This is a genomic window from Actinokineospora sp. NPDC004072, from assembly GCF_053604195.1.
Genome location: NZ_JBSGHB010000015.1, coordinates 155,532 through 177,620 on the forward strand (window position 1 = coordinate 155,532; position 22,089 = coordinate 177,620).

The 22,089-nt window shown below is 73.6% G+C and carries 20 protein-coding genes; 7 read left to right on the forward strand and 13 right to left on the reverse strand.

Annotation, left to right across the window (positions count from 1 at the left end):
• Window positions 1-44: 44 nt before the first annotated feature.
• Window positions 45-1,091, reverse strand: coding sequence for a hemolysin family protein (locus ACWEPX_RS23530; protein ID WP_451899375.1), 1,047 nt, complete (start codon window positions 1,089-1,091; stop codon window positions 45-47).
• Window positions 1,088-2,431 carry a hemolysin family protein gene (locus ACWEPX_RS23535; RefSeq protein WP_451899376.1) on the reverse strand — a complete coding sequence of 448 codons (1,344 nt, stop codon included), beginning with the start codon at window positions 2,429-2,431 and terminating at the stop codon, window positions 1,088-1,090. The genes ACWEPX_RS23530 and ACWEPX_RS23535 overlap by 4 nt, the downstream gene beginning before the upstream one ends.
• Window positions 2,432-2,898: 467 nt before the next feature.
• Between ACWEPX_RS23535 and ACWEPX_RS23540 the strand changes: the two genes are divergently transcribed.
• The gene (locus ACWEPX_RS23540) at window positions 2,899-3,984 is read left to right on the forward strand and encodes a tryptophan dimethylallyltransferase family protein (protein WP_451899377.1); all 1,086 of its coding nucleotides are present in this window, start codon (window positions 2,899-2,901) and stop codon (window positions 3,982-3,984) included.
• A 38-nt stretch (window positions 3,985-4,022) separates the two neighbouring features.
• On the forward strand, window positions 4,023-5,390 hold the full coding sequence (locus ACWEPX_RS23545; RefSeq protein WP_451899378.1) for a tryptophanase: 1,368 nt from the start codon (window positions 4,023-4,025) through the stop codon (window positions 5,388-5,390).
• Between the two features lie 63 nt (window positions 5,391-5,453).
• Here ACWEPX_RS23545 and ACWEPX_RS23550 read toward each other — a convergent pair whose 3' ends face one another.
• From ACWEPX_RS23550 to ACWEPX_RS23570, 5 genes are read right to left on the reverse strand one after another with little or no spacing between them, the layout of a single operon-like run.
• Complete coding sequence (locus tag ACWEPX_RS23550) at window positions 5,454-6,101, reverse strand: maleylpyruvate isomerase N-terminal domain-containing protein (RefSeq protein WP_451899379.1); 648 nt, start codon at window positions 6,099-6,101, stop codon at window positions 5,454-5,456.
• A 13-nt stretch (window positions 6,102-6,114) separates the two neighbouring features.
• Window positions 6,115-6,705 carry a GTP-binding protein gene (locus tag ACWEPX_RS23555; protein WP_451899380.1) on the reverse strand — a complete coding sequence of 197 codons (591 nt, stop codon included), beginning with the start codon at window positions 6,703-6,705 and terminating at the stop codon, window positions 6,115-6,117.
• Entirely contained in the window at window positions 6,686-7,057 is a 372-nt protein-coding gene (locus ACWEPX_RS23560; RefSeq protein WP_451899381.1) for a DUF742 domain-containing protein, read from the reverse strand. Before ACWEPX_RS23560 ends, ACWEPX_RS23555 begins: the two co-directional genes overlap by 20 nt.
• 10 nt (window positions 7,058-7,067) lie before the next feature.
• Entirely contained in the window at window positions 7,068-7,514 is a 447-nt protein-coding gene (locus tag ACWEPX_RS23565; RefSeq protein WP_451899382.1) for a roadblock/LC7 domain-containing protein, read from the reverse strand.
• Window positions 7,515-7,557: 43 nt separating this feature from the next.
• Window positions 7,558-10,056 (reverse strand): nitrate- and nitrite sensing domain-containing protein, encoded by a 2,499-nt coding sequence (locus ACWEPX_RS23570; RefSeq protein ID WP_451899383.1) that lies wholly within the window; start codon window positions 10,054-10,056, stop codon window positions 7,558-7,560.
• Window positions 10,057-10,347: 291 nt separating this feature from the next.
• Here ACWEPX_RS23570 and ACWEPX_RS23575 point away from each other — a divergent pair, with 291 nt between their 5' ends.
• Complete coding sequence (locus ACWEPX_RS23575) at window positions 10,348-12,162, forward strand: DNA/RNA non-specific endonuclease (protein WP_451899384.1); 1,815 nt, start codon at window positions 10,348-10,350, stop codon at window positions 12,160-12,162.
• On the opposite strand, the gene ACWEPX_RS23580 is transcribed toward ACWEPX_RS23575, so the two are convergent.
• The 5 genes from ACWEPX_RS23580 to ACWEPX_RS23600 all read right to left on the reverse strand — a co-directional run bounded on the left by ACWEPX_RS23580 (window position 12,163) and on the right by ACWEPX_RS23600 (window position 15,728).
• On the reverse strand, window positions 12,163-12,552 hold the full coding sequence (locus tag ACWEPX_RS23580) for a pyridoxamine 5'-phosphate oxidase family protein (RefSeq protein ID WP_451899385.1): 390 nt from the start codon (window positions 12,550-12,552) through the stop codon (window positions 12,163-12,165).
• Between the two features lie 47 nt (window positions 12,553-12,599).
• On the reverse strand, window positions 12,600-13,523 hold the full coding sequence (locus tag ACWEPX_RS23585; RefSeq protein WP_451899386.1) for a sporulation protein: 924 nt from the start codon (window positions 13,521-13,523) through the stop codon (window positions 12,600-12,602).
• A gap of 102 nt (window positions 13,524-13,625) precedes the next feature.
• Window positions 13,626-14,006 (reverse strand): RidA family protein, encoded by a 381-nt coding sequence (locus ACWEPX_RS23590; RefSeq protein WP_451899387.1) that lies wholly within the window; start codon window positions 14,004-14,006, stop codon window positions 13,626-13,628.
• Window position 14,007: 1 nt separating this feature from the next.
• Window positions 14,008-14,763 (reverse strand): IclR family transcriptional regulator, encoded by a 756-nt coding sequence (locus tag ACWEPX_RS23595; protein ID WP_451899388.1) that lies wholly within the window; start codon window positions 14,761-14,763, stop codon window positions 14,008-14,010.
• A complete protein-coding gene (locus tag ACWEPX_RS23600; RefSeq protein ID WP_451899409.1) occupies window positions 14,760-15,728 on the reverse strand; it encodes a sugar kinase in 969 nt (322 codons plus the stop codon). Before ACWEPX_RS23600 ends, ACWEPX_RS23595 begins: the two co-directional genes overlap by 4 nt.
• A gap of 159 nt (window positions 15,729-15,887) precedes the next feature.
• Between ACWEPX_RS23600 and ACWEPX_RS23605 the strand changes: the two genes are divergently transcribed.
• From ACWEPX_RS23605 to ACWEPX_RS23620, 4 genes are all read left to right on the forward strand, one after another.
• Window positions 15,888-17,159, forward strand: coding sequence for an alanine racemase (locus ACWEPX_RS23605; protein WP_451899389.1), 1,272 nt, complete (start codon window positions 15,888-15,890; stop codon window positions 17,157-17,159).
• Window positions 17,159-18,700, forward strand: a complete 1,542-nt coding sequence (locus ACWEPX_RS23610) for an N-acyl-D-amino-acid deacylase family protein (protein WP_451899390.1) — start codon at window positions 17,159-17,161, stop codon at window positions 18,698-18,700. Before ACWEPX_RS23605 ends, ACWEPX_RS23610 begins: the two co-directional genes overlap by 1 nt.
• Window positions 18,697-19,626: a lactonase family protein gene (locus ACWEPX_RS23615; protein ID WP_451899391.1), complete on the forward strand. Its 930-nt coding sequence runs from the start codon at window positions 18,697-18,699 to the stop codon at window positions 19,624-19,626. The genes ACWEPX_RS23610 and ACWEPX_RS23615 overlap by 4 nt, the downstream gene beginning before the upstream one ends.
• Window positions 19,627-19,729: 103 nt before the next feature.
• Entirely contained in the window at window positions 19,730-21,226 is a 1,497-nt protein-coding gene (locus tag ACWEPX_RS23620) for a beta-N-acetylhexosaminidase (protein ID WP_451899392.1), read from the forward strand.
• A 75-nt stretch (window positions 21,227-21,301) separates the two neighbouring features.
• Here the strand turns inward: ACWEPX_RS23620 and ACWEPX_RS23625 are convergent, their stop codons facing one another.
• The gene (locus tag ACWEPX_RS23625) at window positions 21,302-22,051 is read right to left on the reverse strand and encodes a GntR family transcriptional regulator (RefSeq protein ID WP_451899393.1); all 750 of its coding nucleotides are present in this window, start codon (window positions 22,049-22,051) and stop codon (window positions 21,302-21,304) included.
• Window positions 22,052-22,089: the final 38 nt, after the last annotated feature.

Genomic DNA, 22,089 nt, shown 5'->3' on the forward strand with positions numbered 1-22,089 from the left:
GGCCAGGGTAGGCACCGCTGCTGATAAACGCCTGTGAACGGCCGTCACCGGGTATCGGTCTCGTCCTCGAACTCGCCGAGGAGCTCTTCGAGCAGGTCCTCCATCGCCGCCAGCCCGACCACGGCGCCGGAGCCGCCGCGCACCAGGCACACCTGGGCGCGCTGGGCGCGCATCACCGCGACGGCCTCGGCCGCGGTGCGCTCGGCGGGCAGCACCAGCGCCTCGGTCATCAGCTCCCGCGCCGTCGCCCGCCTGCCCGCCGACTCCGCGCGCACGGCCTCGCGGACGTGGACCAGGCCCAGCGGGTCGGCGTCCGGGCGGGCCGGGTCGACCACGACCAGCCGGGAGCGGCCGCTGTCGCGGCTGGCGGCCTCGATCGCGGCGGCGTCGGCGTCCACGGCGACGGTGACCAGCTCCGCGCGCGGGGCCATGACGTCGGCGACGCGCAGGCGCCGCACGTCCAGCGCGCCCGCCAGCATGCGGGCCTGCTGGTCGGGCAGCAGCCCGTGCTCGTGCGACTCGCGCAGCAGCAGCCGCAGCTCGTCGGGCCCGTGGGCCTGGGCGACGGTGTCCTGCGGCTGCACGCCGACCAGCCGCAGCGTCGCGTTGGCCATGCCGTTGAGCGCGACCAGCAGCGGCTTGGTCACCGTGGTGAACGCCCGGAACGGCAGGGCCAGCAGCAGCGCCGAGCGCTCCGGGTGCGAGATCGCCCAGGACTTGGGCGCCATCTCGCCGACGACCATGTGCAGGAAGACCACCAGCGCGACGGCCAGCACGAACGCCGCCGCGCCCGCCCAGCCCGCGCTCAGGCCCACCAGGTCGAACAGCGGCCGCAGCAGCTCGGCGACGGCGGGCTTGGCCAGCGCGCCCAGCCCCAGGGTCGCCAGGGTGATGCCGAGTTGCGCCCCCGCCAGCATCAGCGACAGGTGGCGGGTGCCGCTGACGGCGGCGCGGGCCGCGGCGCTGCCCGCGGCGGCCTTCTCCTCCAACCGGTGGCGCTTGCTCGCGACCAGGGCGAACTCGGCGGCGACGAAGAAGGCGTTCGCCACCAGCAGCAGCACCGACACCGCCAACGACCAGCCCAGGCTCATGCCGACTCCCGGACGCTGATCGTGACCTGCGCGGGCACGTGCCTGCGGACGTCGACGACCTCGATCACGGCCACGCCCTGGGGCTGCGGGTCGTCGGGGCCCGCGGCGGGCAGGGCGGCGGGGACCTCGACGCGGTCGCCCGGGCGGGCCACGCGGCCCAGCCGCTCCAGCACCAGCCCGCCCACGGTGTCGTAGTCCTGGCCCGCGGGCAGCTCGATGCTGGTGGCCTCGGCGACCTCGTCCACCCGCCACCGGGCGGGCAGCGACCACGACCCGTCCGGGTTGGCCACCGCGGCGCCCTCCACGGCGTCGTCCTCGTCCAGGATCTCGCCCACGACCTCCTCGGCCACGTCCTCGAAGCTGACCACGCCCGCGAAGCCGCCGAACTCGTCCACCACCACGGCGAGCTGGCGGTGCTCGGCGCGCAGCCGCTCCAGCACCTCCGGCAGCGGCAGGCTGGCGGGCACGCGCAGCGGCGGGGCCGCGATCGCGCCGACGGCCACCCGGGCGCGCTCGGCGGGCGGCACGGTCAGCAGCTCGGCGATCCCGACGACGCCCACGACGTCGTCCACGTCGGCGCCGACGACCGGGAAGCGGGAGCGGCCGGTGTCGAGCAGGTCGACCACGCGCGCGGCGGGCTCGTCCGCGCCCAGCGTGTGGACGTCCACCCGCGGCGTCATGACCTGGCCCGCGACCAGGCCCCGGAAGTCAAGGCCGCCCTCCAGCAGCCGGGTGGTGGCGTCGTCCAGCGCGCCCCCGGTGCGCGACTCGCCGATGATGCCGCGCAGGTCCTCCGCGGTGGCCCCGGCGGGCAGCTCCTCGATGGGCTCGATGCCGACCGCGCGCAGCAGCCGGTTCGACGCGGCGTCGAAGAGCTTGATCAGCGGGCCGAACACGGCGAGGTAGACCAGCGTCGAGCGGCTCAGCGCGCGGGCCAGCGCCACGGACTTGGCGATCGCCAGGTTCTTGGGCGCGAGCTCGCCGAAGACCATCTGCACGCCGGTGGAGAACAGCAGGGCGATGACGAGCGACAGCGCCGTGGTCACCCCGGTGGGCAGGCCGGTCGCGCCGAGCGCGGCGGCCAGGCCGCTGCCCAGGAACGGCTCGGAGACGTAGCCGACGAGCAGGGCGGTGACGGTGATGCCGAACTGGGCGCCGGAGAGCATGAAGGACAGCCGCTCGGTGACGCGGTAGGCGCGCTCGGCGGCCTTGTCGCCCGCCTCGGCCGCCCCGCGCAGGCGGTTGCGGTCGACGGCGACGAAGGCGAACTCCTGCGCGACGAAGTACCCCGTCGCGGCGGTGAGCACGAGGATGGTGCCGAGGCCCAGCAGGATCAGCACGGCGGCGCCGGAGCGGGACGCCGGGTGCGCCCCGGCGCCGGGCTGCCGCCTCGCGTCCCCATACGCCCAAGCTAACACGGTGGTTGAGGCCGGGCAGGACGGTGCGCGGCGCTCCGGCCGACCACTCGGTGTGATCATCAGCTGATCACCACTGTGGACCGACAACCGCAGCCCCGGATGTCCGGACCGTCCGATCCGCACTGATCAGGACCAGTGCCGACAACGGCATTCGCAGAATTGGCGGACATATTCCGGTAATTGCTTTTAGCCACGCTCCGTAACGAAAGTGAGGTCTTATCACACAGGACCGTCGAACCACAACCTGGGGAGCCGCAATGAAATTTCTCACGCTCGGTGAGTGCCGACGAGGCGCAGATCACCATTTTGGCGGTAGAGGTCCGTCGCGGTTCACCCGTAGGTTTGCCCGGTCGGCGGGCTGTTGTGTTCACAATCTTCTCGGAGTCGTGATGGGCGCGGAAACACTCGGCGATCACGTCCACGCGCAATTGCGGGCACTGGGCTCCGCCATCGGTTTGGGCGCCACGACCCACCAGGTGCGCTCCTTCATCGACGACCTGCTCGGCGCGGCCTGCCGGTGGCCGCTGACGGCCCCGCGCTGGGCGTCCGAAGTGGCCGACGACCACTCGCCGATCGAGTACTCGGTCGCGTTCGCCCCCGACGGCACGCCGACCCTGCGCCTGCTGGTCGAGTGCGTCGCCGACGACCCGTCGCCCGCGGCCAACCAGCAGGCCGCGCTGGCCGCGCTGGACCGCATCGCCGAGCGCCTTCCGCTGTCCCTGGACCGCTTCGCGCTGGTGGCCGAGCCGTTCCTGGCCGACGCCCCGGCGCGGCCGTTCTCGATGTGGTTCTCCCTGGTCGCGCGGCCGGGCGCGCAGCCGATGCTGAAGGTGTACCTGAACCCGCTGGCGCACGGGCGCCACCGCTCGGCCGAGCTGGTCGGCGCCGCGCTGGACCGGCTCGGCTTCACCGGCGCGGAACGGGTGCTGCGCGGGGGTTTGCGGGATGTGTCCGCTGTGGACCAGTACTCGTTCTTCGCCATCGACCTCGACGACCGGCCCGACGCGCGGGCCAAGGTGTACGTCACCCAGCCCGGCGCGACCCGCGCCGACGCCCAGCGCGCGGCCGCGGTCAGCCGCGGCGGCGACCCGGCCGAGGTGGCGCGGTTCTGCCGGGACGCGGCCGGATCGGACGGTCCCTACCTGGGCAGGCCGCTGGTGTCCTCCTACACCTTCCTCGGCGGCGACGGCGCCGAGCCCAGCGGGTACTCGCTGTACGTGCCGATCCGCGACTACGTCGCCGACGACGCCGAGGCGCTGGAGCGCACCCGCGCCCTCTCCGCCCGCTACGGCGTGCGGCCGGAAGCCGTGGACGCGGCGGTGTCGGCCCTGCGGGGGCGCGACCTGCGCGACGGGCCCGGCCTGATCGCCCACCTGTCGCTGCGCACCGGACCGCCGCGGCCGGGGATGACCGTCTACCTCTCGGCCGAGACCTACGCCATGATCGCGCCGGGCCGTAGGGTGGGCGCAGCCTGACCGCGACCGATGCGTGAACATTGAGGGGTGGCCCGCCGATGCCGCTGATGGAGCCGTACCGAATCAAGGTGGTCGAACCGATTCCGGTGCTGAGCCGCGCCGAACGGACCGAGGCCATGCGGGCGGCCGGGTACAACCCGTTCAACCTCACCGCGGACCAGATCACGATTGACCTGCTCAGCGATTCGGGAACCGGCGCGATTTCGGCGGCCCAACAGGCGGCCGGGGCGCTCGGCGACGAAACCTATGCGGGTTCGCGCTCCTATTTCCGATTCCGCGACGCCCTCGCCGAGCTGACCGGATTCGAGCACATCCTGCCGGTGCACCAGGGCCGCGCCGCCGAGCGCGTCCTGTTCGGCGCGCTGCTGCGGCCGGGGCAGCTGTGCGTGTCGAACACCCACTTCGACACCACCCGCGCCAACGTCGAACTCAGCGGCGGGCAGGCCGTCGACATCCCGTGCGCGGAGATGCGCGACCTCGACAGCGATGCGCCGTTCAAAGGCGACATCGACCTGGAGGCGCTGGCTGCGCTGCTGGCAGGCCCCGAGGACGTGGCCGTGGTGGTCATGACCATCACCAACAACGGCGGCGCGGGGCAGCCGGTGTCGATGGCCAACCTGCGCGCCACCGCCGAGCTGTGCAGGCGCCACGGGGTCCCGCTGATCCTCGACGCCGCCCGGTTCGCCGAGAACGCCTGGCTGGTCACCCAGCGCGAGCCCGGCTGGTCCGACCGCACCCCGGCCGAGGTCGCCCGCGCGGCCTTCGACCTGGCCGACGGCGCGGTGGGCAGCCTGAAGAAGGACGCGATCGTGCACATCGGCGGCTTCCTCGCCCTGCGCGACCGCGAGCTGGCCACGCGGTGCGAGGCGGTGGTGATCGCCACCGAGGGCTTCCGCACCTACGGCGGCCTGGCGGGCCGCGACCTGGAGATGATCGCGGTCGGCCTGCGCGAGGTGGTAGACCCGGACTACCTGCGGGCGCGGGCGGCGCAGACGCAGTACCTCGCCGACCTGATCCAGTCCGCGGGCGTGTCCGTGGTCCGGCCCCCGGGCATCCACGCGCTGTACCTCAACGCGGGCAGGCTGCTCAAGCACCTGTCCCCCGCCGAGTACCCGGGCCACGCCCTGGCGTGCGAGCTGTTCGTCGCGGGCGGCATCCGCTGCGCCGAACTGGGCTCGCTGTACCTGGGCGTCGAGGACGCCGAGGGCAGGCTGATCAAACCGGCCCCGTACGAACTCGTCCGCCTCGCCATCCCCCGCCGCGTCTACACCCAGAGCCACCTGGAGTACGTCGCCGAGGTGATCGCGGAGATCGCCAAGGACCCCGGCTCGGTCCCCGGCCAGCGCATCGTGTCCGCCCCGGACCTGCTGCGCCACTTCCACTGCCGCACCGAACCGATCGCCTGACCGAGCAGCCGCCACACCGGACCCGGCGCGAGGGAGGGCCCGGCGTGGCGGCCCCACCCGCCGCTACATGGCGGTGATGTCCGCAGGGGCGCGCTCGGCGCGGCTGAGGGCGCGCAGCAGCGGGGTCGGGCCGTGGCGGTCGAGGGAGAGGCGGGTGAGGATGTCGATGACCGCCAGGGCCGCCGCCGGGTCCAGCGGCGGGGTGTCGATGCCGACGCTGACCGCCAGGTCGTCGCAGTGGATCGCCAGTTCCAGCAGGCGGGTGGTGGCGAAGTCGTCGAGGGTGAGGCTGGCGCCCGCCCACGGGAGGGCGACGACGCGGTCGGCGGGTTCGGCGGCGAGGGCCTCGGCCGCGGCGCGGGCTGCGGCGGCCGACCGCTCGACCAGGGCGGGGTGGCCGTCGGCGGCGTGCGATTCGCCGCTTTCGCGGGCCTTGAGCTTGCTCGGGTCCTGCAAGTCCACTTCGGGCTCGCGCCACTTCGCGCGGCGGTAGTAGTCCACGACGGGGATCGGCTCGCCCGGCTCGTCGGTCGCGGACAGGACTGCCGGGATCGCGAAGATCTGCGCGGCGAGATGCCCGGCCAGGCCGCGCACGGAGAACTCCGGCAGGGCGCTGGGCGCGTCCCACGCGCGGGCGACCGCGGGGTCGGACAGGAGCTGGACCGCAGTGTCCGCAGTGGACACGTAGAGGGCGCGTGCGTCGTTGGCCACGCGCCCGACGGTACTACGCCGGGGCGCGCTCCAGCCGCCGCATCGTGTGGTGGACCAGCTCGACCAGGACCTGCTTGGCCGACTCGCGGTCGCGGGCGTCGCAGGAGATCACCGGCACCGACGCGGCGATGTCCAAGGCGTGCCGGACCTCCTCGATCGTGTGCGGCCACGCGCCCTCGAACTCGTTGACCGCGACGATGAACGGGATGCCCCGGCGCTCGAAGAAGTCAATCGAGGGGAAGCTGGAGTCCAGCCTGCGGGTGTCGACCAGCACGATCGCGCCCAGCGCGCCGTGGGCCAATTCGTCCCACATGAACCAGAACCTGTTCTGGCCCGGCGTGCCGAACAGGTACAGGACCACCTGGGCGTTGATCGTGATCCGGCCGAAGTCGAGCGCGACGGTGGTGGTCTCCTTGCCGTCCACCAGGTCGTCGACGCCGACGCTGGCCTCGGTCAGCACCTCTTCGGTCCGCAGCGGCGGGATCTCCGAGACCGCGTTGACCAGCGTCGTCTTGCCGACCCCGAACCCGCCCGCGACCACGATCTTGATCGAGGTGGGGATCAGCGGCGTGTCACTCACCTGTTCAGATCCTCCGAATGCCATCGAGTACCGCCTGCAGCAGCTTGGTGTCGGTGATGTCGGAGGTCTGGAACAGCGAGCCCGCGACCACGTGCCCGCGCTCCATCAGGTCGCCGAGCAGCACCTTGACCACGACCAGCGGCACGTCGAGGTAGGCGGCGACCTCGGCGACCGACAGCGGGGCCTGGCACAGCTCCAGGATCTGCAGGTGCTCCGGGCTCAGCGCGCCGGGGTCGGCCGGGTGCCCGGCCGCGCGCACCTGGGTGACCAGGTTCAGGTTCGGCGCGTTGGGCCGGGTCCGCCCCCTGGTCATCGCGTACGGCCGGACCAGCGGCCCGGCTGCCTCGTCGTACCACCAGTCGTGGTCCGGGTTCATCCGCGCGCCCTCACGACGGGCGTCGGCCGGGCACCGCCATCGGCGCCCCGGGGGTCGAGCCGGACCGCGGCGCCGAGGCCAGGTGCGCGCCGACCCGCTTGACCAGCATGTTCATCTCGTAGGCGATCATGCCCACGTCGGCGTCCTCCTCGGCGAGCACGGCCAGGCAGGCGCCCCGGCCTGCCGCGGTGACGAACAGGAATGCGTGGTCCATCTCGACGATGGTCTGGCGCACCTGCCCGCCGCCGAAGTGCCTGCCGGTGCCCCTGGCCAGGCTCTGGAACGCCGAGGCCATCGCCGACAGGTGCTCGGAGTCGTCCTTGGACAGCTCGGCCGAGCGGCCGAGCAGCAGGCCGTCTGCGGAGAGCACGACCGAGTGGCGGATGCCGACGACCCGGCGAACCAGGTCGTCCAAAAGCCAGTTCAGCTGCTGGTCCTGGCCGATCTTGTCGTTCACCTTGCGCGGTCCTTCCCCGGGTTTCCGGACATCGTGGCGGCGATCATGACTCGACCCCGGGCTCGGCCTCGCGGGCCTGCCGGGTGCCGCGCTGGAACGCGGACATGGTGTCGCGGACCCGCTCGGCGGAGTCCTCCTCCTCCGGATCGTCGGCGTAGTCGGCCCAATCCGGCAGCAGGGGTTCCCCGCGCAGCTGCGGCGCCAGGTTCTGCTGGCGCTGCCTGCGCGGCAGTGCGGGTCGCCCGCCGTTCCCGTTGCGCTCGGGAGCGGGCAGGTGCGGTGCGTCTTCGCCGAGCGGATCGGCGCGGTGCTGCGATGGACCGATTCCGTTCTCCTCGGTGGTCGGCCGCGGCGGGGCGACCTCCGGCGGCTCTTCGTCATCCACGGGCCACTGGGCCTCGATCTCCTCGGCGTCGGCCCACTGGTGGGACCGGCCGGGCGGGGCGTGCCCGGGCAGCGCGGGCTCGCGGGCCGCGGGCACGGAGCCGCCGCGCCGCTCGGCGGGCTTGCGCGGGCGGGGGCTGGGGCGCTCGGGCTCGACGGGGTACTCGGCGGTCTCGGCGACGATCTCGGCAGGCAGGAACACCAGGGCCACGGTCCCACCGTACGGCGATTCGCGCAGTTCCACCCGGATCGAGCGGCGGGCCGCCAGCCGGGCCACGACGAACAGGCCCAGGCGGGACTCCCCGCGCAGCGCCATCGCGTCGAACTCCGGCGGGTGGGCGAGCATGCGGTTGTGCTGGTCGCGGTCCTCGGGGGCCATGCCCAGGCCGTGGTCCTCGATCTCGACGACGACGCCGCCGGAGACCTGGCTGGTGTAGACCTCGACCTGCGAGCGCGGCGGGGAGAACGACGCGGCGTTGTCCACCAGCTCGGCGACCAGGTGGATGGTGTCGGCGACGGCGACGCCGTGCAGCGACACGTCCGGCACCTGGTTGACCCGCACGCGCACGTACTGCTCGGTCTCGGCGACCGCGGCGCGCAGGATGTCCAGCAGCCGCACCGGCTTGCGCCACTGCCGCCCCGGCTGCTCGCCCGCCAGGATGATCAGGTTCTCGGCGTTGCGCCGGGCGCGGGTGGCCAGGTGGTCGAGCTGGAAGAGCGAGTCGAGGTGCTCGGGGTTCTCCTCTTCGCGCTCCATCCGGTCCAGAATCTTCAGCTGGCGGTGCACCAGCCCCTGGTGGCGGTGGGCGATGCCGAGGAAGACGCGGTTGACGCCCTCGCGCGCCTGCGACTCCTTCACCGCCGCGGCGACGGCGGTGTACTGGGCGGCGTTGAAGGCGTCGGCCACCTGGCCGATCTCGTCGGTGCCGTAGTCCAGCGGCGGGACCTCGGCGGCGACGTCGACCCGCTCGCCCTGGCGCAGCCGGTCGACCAGCGACGGCAGCCGCTCGTGGGCCAGCCGCAGGGAGTCGTTCTTCAGCTGCTCCAGGCGGGTGACCAGGGCCTTGTTGACCAGCCGCCGGGAGATCCGCATGGCCAGCACGATGCCGGTCACCACGGCCAGCAGCGCGATCAGGCTGCCGACGATGACCTCGGTGAACTGCTCGTCGGCGCGGTCGAGGCCGAGCTGGGCGGCGGCGTTGCTCTGCTCGGTGGTGAGCTTGATCAGCTCCTCGGACACCCGGGTGGTCAGCTCCTGCCACTGCCCGGCCGCGATCGGCAGCTCGGGCTCGGCGGTCTCCTCGCCGGTGGTGGTGTCGGGGTCGACCGGGGGCGGCGCCGGGGAGCCGATGAGCTGGTTCTCCGCTGCGGTGAGCCGCTGCCACGCCTCGGAGCCGGTCAGCGCCCGGTGGTGCTCGCGGACGCCCTGGTCGGCGACGTTCGGGGCGATCGCGGCCAGCTGGTTGCGGTAGGCGCCGACCAGCGAGGTGAACTCCACGTGCTGGGTGGGGGTGAACTGCCCCCTGGCGATCGCGGCCGCGGCGACCGACGAGGCCCGGGACATGTAGTCGCCCGCGCGGAAGAGGCCGACGGCGGCGATGGCCTCCTGGACCACGACCGGGTCGGGCACGATGCGGGCCTGGGTGTCGAAGAGGCCGTGGGCGGCGTCGAGCAGGCTGTTGTAGTAGCGGTAGATCTCGTCCGGGTCGGCGTTGCCCGCGGCGACCTGGGCGCGGCGCTGGTCGAGCGGGCCGAGCACCTCGGTCAGCGCCTCGACCTTGACGGTGACCTCGGTCGGCGCGTTGGCCGACAGCTCGGTCATGGCCGCCTGCAGCTCGCGCACCGCGCGGTCGGTGGTGCGCTGCTGGCTCTCCAGGCCGACGGCGTCGGCGTTGCGGTTGGAGTAGAGCACCGTCATGGTGAGCTGGCGCTCGCGCTGGACGGCGGCGAAGGTGTTCAGCGCCGGGATCGACGCCTCCTTCACGCCGCTGGCCACGGCCTTGAGGTAGATGCCGTCGAAGACGGTGTAGGAGGAGAAGACCGCCCACATCACCAGCAGGATCACGCTGGGGAAGACGACAACACCGGTCAAGCGGGAACGGATGGTCGTGGTGGCGCGGGTGTCGCCCGACTGCTGCGGACCACTAGTCAGCTTCACGTTCCCCTTCTCCAGCCAATCCTGGCTTCACCTCACCGAGTGAGTGACCGCAGGCTCAACATGATCAATGTCACGGAGAGCCAATGATCCCCTGCGGTACGCGCATTCGGAGCGTACCGGTTCACCCGACGGCGTGGGTGACACCCCCATTTCGCCCAGTGGCGACCCATTCGGACGAGCGCGCGGTGGCCGAACGGGCAACACGGCGTGACGGGTGCCGACCGGCCCTAGTCGGCGCGCGTCCGATCTGGGCATGGTCGGTGCACCCCACCGGCTTTGTAAGGAACGGCCATGACCGATCTCTCCGCGGCGCTGCGCGCGTTCATCCGGCTGCGCGGCTCGGACTACCTGCGCGACCCCAACGTCACCTCCATCGGCATCGGCCACAAGGTGCGCGGCGGCGAGCGCACCGACGAGGTGTGCGTCCAGTTCACCGTCGGCGCCAAGGCCGAGCCGGAGGCCCTCGGCGCCCTGGCGACGGCGCTGCTGCCGGAGTCGATCGAGATCGCGGGCGTCGCGGTGCCGACCGACGTGCTGGAGCGCACCTACCGGCCCGCGTTCCGGCTGGTGGAGGCGTCCCCGCCGGAGCCGCGCAAGTCCCGGGTCGACCCGGTGCGGCCCGGGGTGAGCATCGGCCATCCCGAGATCACGTGCGGGACCGCGGGCGCGGTGGTCTACGACCAGGAGACCGGCACGCCCTACCTGCTCAGCAACTGGCACGTGCTGCACGGACCCGACGGCGCGCTCGGCGACACGGTCGTCCAGCCGGGCACGCACGACGACAACCGCGTCGCGCAGAACGCCGTGGGCGTGCTGGCCCGCTCGCACCTGGGCGTCGCGGGCGACTGCGCGGTGGTGGCGGTCGCCGGGCGCGGCCTCGACCCGTCGGTGCTCGACCTCGACGTCGTGCCCACCGATCTCGGCGATCCCGAGCTGGGCGACCTGGTGGTCAAGAGCGGGCGCACCACCGGGGTCACGCACGGGATCGTCCGCCGGGTCGACGTGCTGGCCCGGCTGGACTACGGCGGGGCCGTCGGCGCCCGGGAGATCGGCGGCGTCGAGATCGGCCCGGACCCCGACGCCCGGCCCGCCGACGGCGAGATCAGCCGCGGCGGGGACTCCGGGGCGGTCTGGCTGATCCGCGCGGACGGCAAGCCGACCGGCGTGCTGGCCGGGCTGCACTTCGCGGGCGAGGGCGGCGGCGACCCGGACGAGCACGCGCTGGCCTGCCTGCCCAAGTCGGTGTTCGACAAGCTGGGGATCACCCTGCGACCGCCCGCTGCGGTGGTGGCCGCCCCGCCGCGTGGCTACGACCCGGGATTCCTCGGGCTACCGGTCGATGCGCCGGACCTCGACGCCGGGGCCGAGGCGGTGGTGCTCGACGGCAGCACCACGATCGACTACACGCACTTCTCCCTGGCCCTGTCCGCGGCGCGCGGGTTCGCGTTCTGGGTGGCGTGGAACATCGACGGCAGCGGCCTGCGCAAGCTCCCGCGCTCGGGCATCGAGTTCGTCAAGGACCCGCGCCTGCCCGCCGACGCCCAGCACGGCGACGAGCTGTACCGGGGCAACCGCCTCGACCGCGGCCACCTGGCCCGGCGCGCGGACCTGCTGTGGGGCCCGCCGGAGGAGGCGGACCGGGCCAACCGCGACTCGTTCTTCTTCAGCAACATCACCCCGCAACTCGATGCGTTCAACCAGGCGGCCCGAAACGGCCTGTGGGGTCGCCTGGAGGACGCCCTGTTCGAGGACGTCGAGGTGGACCACCTGCGGGTGAGCGTCATGGCAGGCCCGGTCTTCGGCGCCGACGACCGCGTCTACCGCGGGGTGGCCGTGCCGCGGGAGTTCTGGAAGGTGATCGCCTTCGCCGAGGGCGGCCTCCTGCGCGCCTCGGCATTCCTGCTGACCCAGAACCTCAACCGCCTGGAGTCGCTGGACCTCGACGAGTTCGCCGTCTTCCAGCTCCCGATCACCGAGGTCGGCGAGCGAACCGGCTTACGCTTCCCCACCGCCCTGACCGAAGCCGACACCGCCCCCGTCCACGCCGCCTCCGACACCGCCCCGCCGCCGCTGACCGGCCAGGCCGACATCCGTTGGAAGCCCTGATCAGCCGAGGCCGCGGACGGTGCCCATCACGCGGCGGATGGCGATCTCGATGACCACGCGCTCGGGGTTGGGGCGGGGTGGGCGGTAGCGGGCGGTGTAGCGGCGGACCGCATCGGCGACGGAATCCGGGTCATCGCGGACGACGGCTTGGCCCTCCGCGGTGGTCCAGCGGCGGCCGTCGAGCTGGCAGATGGCCGCCGTCGGGTCGGCCAGGACGTTGCGGACCTTGCGGGAGCCGCGGGCGGTGATGACCCGGATGACGCGGGCGTCGGGGTCGAAGGTGGCGCCGACCGGGACCACGTGCGGCGAGCCGTCCGGGCGCCGGGTCGTCAGGGTGCACAGGTGGCGTTCGGTCCAGAACGCCAGGAAGTCGTCATCGGGCTGCCACACGCTGGTCAGCGTACGGGGGGCGGGCAGGCTGCCCGCCCCCGCCGCGGTCAGTCGTCGCCGAAGATGGCGTCGCCGATCTCGTCGAAGACCTCGCCCAGGACCATGCCGCCGACGATGCCCGCGGCCGCGCCCGCGACCACCGCGCCCGCGCCGCCGTGCAAGCCGTGCCCGCCGCCGTGCCCACCAGCATGCCCACCGAAGGCCGACCGCCGCCCCGCGGTCTGGGTGAGCCACTCGCCGATGCGGGCGGTCCAGTCGGTGCGCTCGGCCTCGGCGTGCCCGACCGCGAAGCGGCCGTACACGTCGCCGCCCTGGGTGAGCAGCCCGCCGCGCTTGTCGGCCTCCAGCACCACGACCAGGCCGTGGGCGTCGGTGATGAAGGTCAGCTCGACCTGGCTGATGCCGCGGGCGAGGTGGGCGGGCGGGTGGTACTCGATCTCCTGGAAGAACGGCAGGTGCTGGGCCACCCCGTGGATGCGGCCCTGCTCCAGGTCCGCGCTGCGGAAGGCGAAGCCCATCCGGTCGAAGGCGGCCAGCACGGCGGCCTGCGAGGGCAGCGGCTCGACCTGCAGCGGGTCCAGGTCGCCCTTGTCGACGGCCTTGGCCACCGCCAGCTCGGTGCGCAGGCCCAGCGCCATGCCGTGCAGGCGCCGCCCGCCGACCGCGGTGACCGGGGTCTCCCACGGGATCTGGAGCTGGAACGGGATGGCGTGGGCCTGCCCCGCCCGCAGCGGGAACCGCCCGGCGACCACGTGCCGGTCGAACTCGACGTGGCCCTGGGTGTCGTCGCTGCGCTCCACCCGGGTGACCAGGGACAGGGCGACGTAGTCGATGTCGGCGTCGTGCTCGCCGCCCTGCATCCGGACCTCGCCGGTGACCGTGCCGCCGGGCACGGCCACCGGCGAGGACAGCACGGTGTCCACCGACGGGCCGCCGACGCCCAGTGCGCGCAGCATCTTCTTGAACACCATCGCCGAGCTCTCCTCACGCCAGTTGCCGGTCCACCGCCTCTTCGGACGCCTGGACCGCGTCGGGGTTCCGCCGGGTAATCGCCGGCGGGGCCCCGCGCGTGACTAGTCGACCACCGCGAGGGCGTCGATCTCCACCAGCAGCCCCGGCGGCAGTCCGACGTAGACGGTGGTGCGGGCCGGGAACGGCTGGCCGAGCAGCTCGGCGTAGGCGGCGTTCATCTCGGCGAAGTGCGCCACGTCGGTCAGGTAGACGCGCAGCATCACGATGTCCTGCTCGGTGGCGCCCGCGGCGTCGAGCACGGCGAAGACGTTGCGCAGGCAGGCGCGGGTCTGCTCGGCGACGGTGTCCCCGGCCAGCTCGCCGGTCACCGGGTCGACGGCCACCTGGCCCGCGACCTGCACGATGTTCCCCTTGCGGATGCCGGGCGAGAGCGGCACCGCCGGGGGCTGCGCGCCGGGCGGGGTGATGGCGGTCCTGGGCATGTCAATCCTCTCCAACGGGGTTCCACCCGCAAGCGCGGGAAGCGGTGTCGGCGGCGGCGAGCAGGTCCGGGATCAGCGCCAGCAGGCCGGGCCGGTCGAGCAGGATCTTGGGCACCGAGACCGACACCGCGGCCAGCACCGCCCCCGCCTGGTCGCGGATGGGCGCGGCGACGCAGTGGATGAAGTCCTCGTGCTCGGAGTCGTCGATGGCGTAGCCGCGCTCGGCCACGGTCGCCAGCTCGGCCAGGTAGTCGGCGGCGTTGGTGATGGTGTTGCCGGTCATCGGGGTGTAGGTGATCGATTCGGCGATCTCCCGGCGGCGCGGCTCGGCGAAGGCGGCGACGAGCACCTTGGCCACGGCGGTGCAGTGCAGCGCGGCCCGCTTGCCGATGCGCGAGTACATGCGCACCGGGTGCTTGCTCTCGTACTTGTCGATGTAGACGACCTCGCCGCCCTCGTAGCTGGCCAGGTGCACGGTGTGGCCGGTGCCCTCGTTGAGCGCGCGGAGGGCGGGCTCGGCCAGCCTGCGCACGTCGCGCTGGTCGAGGGCGCGCGAGGCCAGGTCGAACAGGGTCGCGCCGAGCCGGTAGTGGCGGGTGTCGGCGCGCTGGACGAAGCGGTGGGACTCCAGCGTCCGCAGCAGCCGCAGGACGGTGGTCTTGTGCACCCCCGCCGCCTGGGCGAGCTGGTCGAGGGTGCGCGGCCCGTCGGCGAGCGCGGCCAGCACGGTCAGGGCGCGGTCCAGGCTCTGGCTCATCTGACCCCCTGGGCGGTCACGTGCGTCGTGGCCCAGGTCGCGGCGTCGGCGTCGAGCAGCCGGGCGACGAGCTCCCGGGGCAGCGGGACCGCCACGTCGTGCTGGGTGCGCAGGGCCCCGGCCGCGTGCAGGTGCCCCGCCCGCAGCCGCCGCCGCGGCGAGTGCCCGGCCAGCGTCGCGGCGAGGAATCCGGCGGCGAAGGCGTCGCCTGCCCCGACCGGCTCCACCACGTCGACCCGCAGCGCGGGCTCGAACACCATCTCGCCCCGCTCGACCAGCGTCGCGCCGAGCGCGCCCTGCTTGACCACCAGCGTGGCCGGTTCGGGCAGCAGGGCCCGCACGTCGGCCGGGTCGGACACCCCCCACAGCGCCTCGGCCTCGTCGGCGCCGACCAGCACGGTGTCGGCCCGCGCGGCGAGGGCGCGCAGCACCTCCGGCGCGTCGGCGTCCCAGAGCGCGGGCCGCCAGTTCACGTCGAAGGAGACCCGCGGCGCGCGGTCGAGCACGGCATCGATGAGGGCGCGGCAGCGCGGCGACAGGGCGGCGGTGATCCCGGTGACGTGCACCAGCCGCGCCGCCCCGAGGTCGACGCGGTCGAGCACGTCCGGCCCCATGTCGGAGGCGGCCGAGCCGAGGCGGTAGTACCGCATCGGGCTGCCGGAGGCGTTGGCCTCCTTGATGTAGACGCCCGTCGGCCGGGTCGGGTCCACGGCCACGGCGGAGACGTCCACCCCGGCGGCGGCGACCGCGGCGACGACCGCGCGGCCGAACGGGTCGTCGCCCACGGCGCTGACCCAGCCGACCCGCACCCCCAGGCCCGCCAGCGCGCACGCGACGTTCGACTCGGCCCCGCCCACCCCGCGCACCCAGGTCCTGACCTGCTCGGCAGGCCCCTCCTCGCCGGGCACGAAGACGGCCATGGACTCGCCGAGGCAGACCACCTCGGGAGCGTCGACCCGTTCCACAGGCACCCCCCACAACTCCCGGTTAACTTAACCGGTTCGCAGCGGCATGCTACACATCACATAGCGTCTGACGCACTAGCCGTTGCAGCTTGCGCAACTTGGCAAGCGGCGGCTGGTCTGGTCGGATCGACGGCGGGTATCCGGGAAGAAGGGTCGCGCATGAACGCCAGCCTCGACCGGGCCGCGGTGGCCCGCCTCCGCGACGAGCGGCTGGACTGGCGCTTCCGCCAGGTCCCCGCGGGCCGCACCGCGGGCGAGACCGCCGACGCGCGGCTCAACCTCTTCCGGGACGGCTTCATCGGCCCGTTCGCCGTCCTCGACGCCGCCGCGCTGGAGCACAACCTGACGACCCTGGCCGACTGGTCGGCCGACCAGGGCCTGGCCTTCGCCCCGCACGGCAAGACGACGATGGCCCCCGCGCTGTTCGCCCGCCAGCTCGACCTCGGCGCGTGGGCGATCACCGTCGCGCACGCGGGGCAGGCCCGCGTCTGCCGCGCCTTCGGCGTCAGCCGGGTGCTGGTGGCCAACGAGTTCACCGACCCGGGCGGCCTGGCCTGGCTGGCCGCCGAGCTGGCCGACCCGGCGTGGGAGTTCGTCTGCTTCGCCGATTCCGTCGAGGCCGTGGACCTGATGACCGCCGGTCTCGCCGACGCGCCCCGCCCGGTCGACGTGCTGGTCGAGATCGGCATGGCAGGCGGGCGCACGGGCGTGCGCGACCTCGCCGCCGCGACCGCGGTCGCCAAGGCGGTCGCCGCCAGCCCAGCCCTGCGGCTGGCGGGCGTCGCGGGCTACGAGGGCCCGGCCGCGGGCACCGCCGACGCGGACGGCCTGGCCGCCGTGCGCTCCTACTTGGACGCGCTGCGCACCGCGGCGGTCAGCCTCCACCCGATGGTCGAGGCGCCGCAGACGATCGTCTCCGCGGGCGGCAGCGCCTTCTTCGACGTGGTGGCCGCCGCCCTGGCGGGCGCGTGGCCGATGCCCGTGCTCCCCGTGCTGCGCAGCGGCGCGTACATCACCCACGACGACGGCTTCTACCGCGAGAACTCCCCGCTGGGCGCGACCCCGCGGCTGGCGGGCGTGCCCCCGCTCAAGCCCGCCCTGACCGCCTGGGCCCAGGTCATCTCCCGCCCGGAGCCCGGGCTCGCCCTCCTGGCCGCGGGCAAGCGCGACTTCTCCCACGACCTCGGCATGCCGCTCCCGCGCCTGCGCCGCACCGAGGACGGGATCGCCCCGCTGGACGGCTGCGCGGTGACGGCGATGAACGACCAGCACACCTATCTGCGCGTGCCCGCCGAGCACCCGCTGTCCACCGGGGACTGGGTGGGCATGGGCATCTCCCACCCCTGCACGACCTTCGACAAGTGGCCCATCATCCCGGTGACCGCCGACGACGGCGAGACCGTCGTAGACCTCATCCGGACGTTCTTCTGATGGGGACGGTCTACCGCTCGGCCACGGTCGTCGACGGCACCGGCGCGGACGCCTACCGGGCCGACGTACGGATCAGCGGCGGGCGCATCGCCGAGATCGGCCGCATCCCCGGCCCCGGCGTCGACGCCGACGGGCTGGTCCTGGCGCCGGGGTTCATCGACATGCACGCCCACTCCGACCTGCGCCTGCTCACCGACCCCGCCCACGAGGCCAAGACCACCCAGGGCGTCACCACCGAGGTCATCGGCCAGGACGGGCTGTCCTACGCCCCGGTCGACGACGCCACCCTGGCGACCCTGCGCACCCAGCTCGCGGGCTGGAACGGCGACCCGGACGGCTTCGACTGGAGCTGGCGCACGGTCGCGGAGTACCTCGACCGCCTCGACCGGGGCATCGCGGTCAACGCCGCCTACCTGCTCCCCCACGGCACCATCCGGATGCTGGTCATGGGCTCGGACGACCGGCGGCCCACCGGCGCCGAGCTCGACCGCATGCGCCAGGAGGTGGCCAGGGGCATGGCCGAGGGGGCGCTGGGGCTGTCCGCGGGCCTCACCTACGCCCCGGGCATGTACGCCACGACTGACGAGCTGGTCGCGCTGTGCGCGGTGGTGGCCGAGCACGGCGGCTACTTCAGCCCGCACCACCGCAGCTACGGCCGCGGCGCGATCGCCGCCTACGCGGAGATGATCGCGGTGTCGAAGGCGTCGGGCTGCCCGCTGCACCTGGCGCACGCCACCCTCAACTTCCCGGAGAACGCAGGCCGCGCCCCCGAGCTGCTCGCCCTGCTCGACGGCGTGGACCTGACCCTGGACACCTACCCCTACCTGCCCGGGGCCACCACCCTGGCCGCCCTGCTGCCCGGCTGGGCGTCGGCGGGCGGGCCGGAGGCCACGCTCGCGCGGCTGCGGACCCAGCGCGACCGCATCCGCCACGAGATGGAGGTCACCGGCTCCGACGGCTGCCACGGCGTGCCGGTCGACTGGTCGGCCATCGAGATCAGCGGCGTGGCCGACCCGGCCAACCGCCGCCACGTCGGCGTCCGGGTCGGCGCGGCGGCCGACCCGTTCGCCTTCTTCGCCGACCTGCTCATCGCCGACCGGCTCGGCACGTCCTGCCTGATGCACGTCGGCCACGAGGAGAACGTCCGGGCGATCATGCGCCACCCCGGCCACACCGGCGGCAGCGACGGCCTGCTCGTCGGGGACCGCCCGCACCCGCGCGCCTGGGGCACCTTCCCCCGCTACCTCGGCCACTACGTGCGCGAGGAGGGGGTGCTGGGCCTCGTGGAGTGCGTGCACCACCTCACCGGGCGCCCGGCCCGCAGGCTCGGCCTCACCGACCGGGGGACCATCCGGGTCGGCAACGCCGCCGACATCGTCCTGTTCGACCCCGAGACCATCGCCGACCGGGCCACCTTCGAGCAGCCGCGCACACCGGCGGCGGGCGTGGAGCACGTCCTCGTCAACGGCGTGCCGGTGGTCGAGGGCGGCCGTCCTACCGGGGCCCTGCCGGGCCGCAGCATCCGCAAGGGGAGCACGTGACCGTCTACATCGGAGCAATCGAGGGCGACGGCCTGACCGTCGCCGAGGCCGACCCCGCCACCGGCGAGCTCACCATCACCGACACGCTGACCGAGGTCAGCGAGCCGTCGTTCCTCGCGCTGCGCGGCGACCGGCTCTACGCGGTGGTCGAGGCGGCCGAGGGCGCGGTGACCGAGTTGGACATCACCGACCGGGCCAAGCCGACCGTCCAGCGGGTCGTCCCGACCGGACAGGCGGGCCCGACGCACCTGTGCCTGCACGGCAACCACCTGGCCGTGGCCCATTACAGTGACGGCACGGTCACCGTCCACGACCTGTCCACACTGGCCGTGACCGACCGCATCCGCCACGTCGCCGACGAGCCGCACGCGCACCAGGTCGTCTCGCACGGCGATTGGCTGATCGCGGTGGACCTCGGCGCGGACGCGGTGTTCACCCACCGCGTCGACAGCGGACGGATCACCGAGCACGCGCGCTGCGATCTGCCCGCGGGCACCGGCCCCCGCCACATCGCGTTCCACGGTGACCGCGCCTACGTCGTCGGCGAGTACATCCCCGGTGTGACGCGGATGGCTTGGCACGACGGGACGTTCACGATCACCGGGCACAGCCTGGTCACCGCCCCGGGCGCGCCGGAGACGTTCCCGGCCGAGATCATCGCCGCCGACACGCACCTCTACACCAGCAACCGCGGCGAGAACGTGATCGCGCGCCTCGACCACGACGGCACGCTGCGCCAGAGCGCGCCGGTGGGCGGGGACTGGCCGCGGCACTGCGCCGTCGACCCCACCGGGCGGTGGTTGTACGTGGCCAACCAGCGCTCCCACAACGTCACCTGGCTGCCCCGCGACCCGGCCACCGGGCGCCTCGGCGACCCGGTCGGCTCGGTCACCGTGCGTGGCGCCTGCGTGGTCGCGTTCGGCTGAGCGGGGCCGCCTTGTGCCCGGGATGAGGGCGCTCTACCATCCTCACCATTGCCGCCAGTGAAACCCAAGTTGCGTCGCATGCAACAGCGGGGAAGGATCGGAGATGAACCCCTTCGACACCCTGCTCCCCCGCCCGGTGTCGGCCGTGCCGACCGGGGGGACGCACCGGGTAGCCGACCCCGCAGCGCTCACCGATGCCTCCACTGTGGTCATCGACCCGGTGGCGCTGCCACATCCTGGGTCATACCGACTTTCCATCACACCTGAGGGGGTCCAGACCACTGCGGGCGACGCGGCCGGGGCGTTCCACGCCACCCAGTCGCTGCGCCAGTTGCTCGGCCCGGACGCCTTCCGCGCCGCCGACATCCGCACCGGCGGCTGGGAGCTGCCCTGCGGCGAGGTCGTCGACCACCCGCGCTTCGGCTGGCGGGGCGTGCTGCTCGACGTCGCGCGCACGTTCATGCCCAAGGCGGGGGTGCTGCGGTTCATCGACCTGATGGCCGCGCACAAGCTCAACGTCCTGCACCTGCACCTGACCGACGACCAGGGCTGGCGCATCGAGGTCCCGGCCTACCCGCGGCTGACCGAGGTGGGCGCCTGGCGCAAGGGCTCGTGGACCGGCCGCCAGCCCGACGGCGACCTGACCCACGACGGGCGCCCGCACGGCGGCTACTACACCACCGCCGACCTGCGGGAGATCGTCGCCTACGCCAAGGCCCGGCACATCACCGTCGTGCCCGAGGTGGACGTGCCCGGCCACAGCCAGGCCGCCATCGCCGCCTACCCCGAGCTGGGCGCGTCGGGCGCGCCGGTGGACGTCTGGCACGCCTGGGGCGTCAGCGAGCACGTCCTCGCCCCGACCGACCACGTGATCGACTTCTACACCACCGTCCTGGACCACGTCCTGGACATCTTCGACGCCCCGGTGGTCTGCCTCGGCGGCGACGAGGTGCCGACCAAGCAGTGGGAGGAGCACCACGCCGACCGGCTCGCCGAGCTCGGGCTGGACTCCGTCGACGGGCTGCCCGGCTGGTTCCTGCGCACGCTGGGCAGGCACCTGGCCGCGCACGGCCGCCGGACGCTGGGCTGGGACGACGTGATGGACGCGGGCGACCTGCCGCCCGGGGTCATCGTCGCCTCCTGGCGCGGCGAGGCCGCAGGCCGCGCCGCCGCGCTGGCGGGCCACGACGTGGTGATGTGCCCGGAGCAGCACGTCTACCTCGACCACCGCCAGTCCGACCACCCCGACGAGCCGATCCCGGTGGGGTTCGCGCGCACGGTCGCCGACGTCTACGCTTACGACCCCATACCGCAGGACCTGCCCGAGGACGCCCACCACCGCATCCTCGGCGCCCAAGCCCAGATCTGGACCGAGCACCTCGACAGCGCGCGACGGGTGGACTACGCCGCCTTCCCCCGCCTCGCCGCCTTCGCCGAGGTGGTCTGGTCCCCGAAGGACCGCCGCGACCCGGCGGGCTTCGCCGCTCGGCTGGCCGAGCACCACCTGCCCCGGCTCGACGCGCTGGGGGTGGAGTACCGCCCGCCCGCCGGGCCGCTGCCCTGGCAGACCCGCCCGGGCGTGCCGGGCAGGCTGCGCTGAAGGGAGAGGAGCCGCTTTCGCCGCGTCAGCACCGCAGCGGCCCGGCCGTATTCGACCGGGCTGGAAACTCCTCCCCTATTCCGCCGGACGCGGGGAAACCAGCGTCGCGACGAACTTGTAGCGGTCCCCCCGGTAAACGGAGCGGACCCATTCGACGGGTCGATTGTCGGTGTCGAAAGAGTGCCTCGACAGCCGCAGCATCACCGCGCCCACCTCATTTCCCAGCAGGGCGGCGTCCGCCGGGGTGGCCAGGGCGGTCTCGATGGTCTCCTCGGCGTGGCCCAGCTCCACCCCGTAGTGCTCCCACAGCACGCGGTACAGGGAGGTGTCGCCGACGCGGGTCTCCAGGCCGGGGAAGCGGGTCAGCGGGAGCCGGGAGGTCTCGATGGCCATGGGCTCCCCGTCGGCGCTGCGCAGCCGCTTGAGCCGCAGCACGTCGACCCCGACCGGCACCGCCAGCAGCGCGGCCACCTCCGGCTCCGCGGCCTCGATGGCGGCCTCCAGCAGCGACGACGTCGGGTTGAGCCCGTGCGAGCGCATGTCCTCGGTGTAGGAGGACAGCTGCAGCCGCTGGGTCACCTTGCCCGAGCCGACGTAGGTGCCGCTGCCGTGCACCCGGGTCAGCCTGCCCTCGGCCATCAGCTCGGTGAGCGCCTTGCGCACCGTGGTCCGGGAGACGCCGAACGCCTCGGCCAGGGCCCGCTCGCCGGGCAGCGGGCCGCCGGGCCCCGCGGCGGCGACCAGCGCCAGCAGCCGGTCCTTCAGCGCCCAGTGCTTGGGCGTCCGCGCCGATTTCCGGCCGTTTTCCGCGAGGTTGTCCGCCATGAGTGTTCCTTGGTCGCGCGCCGATGGGCAGGGTGGGC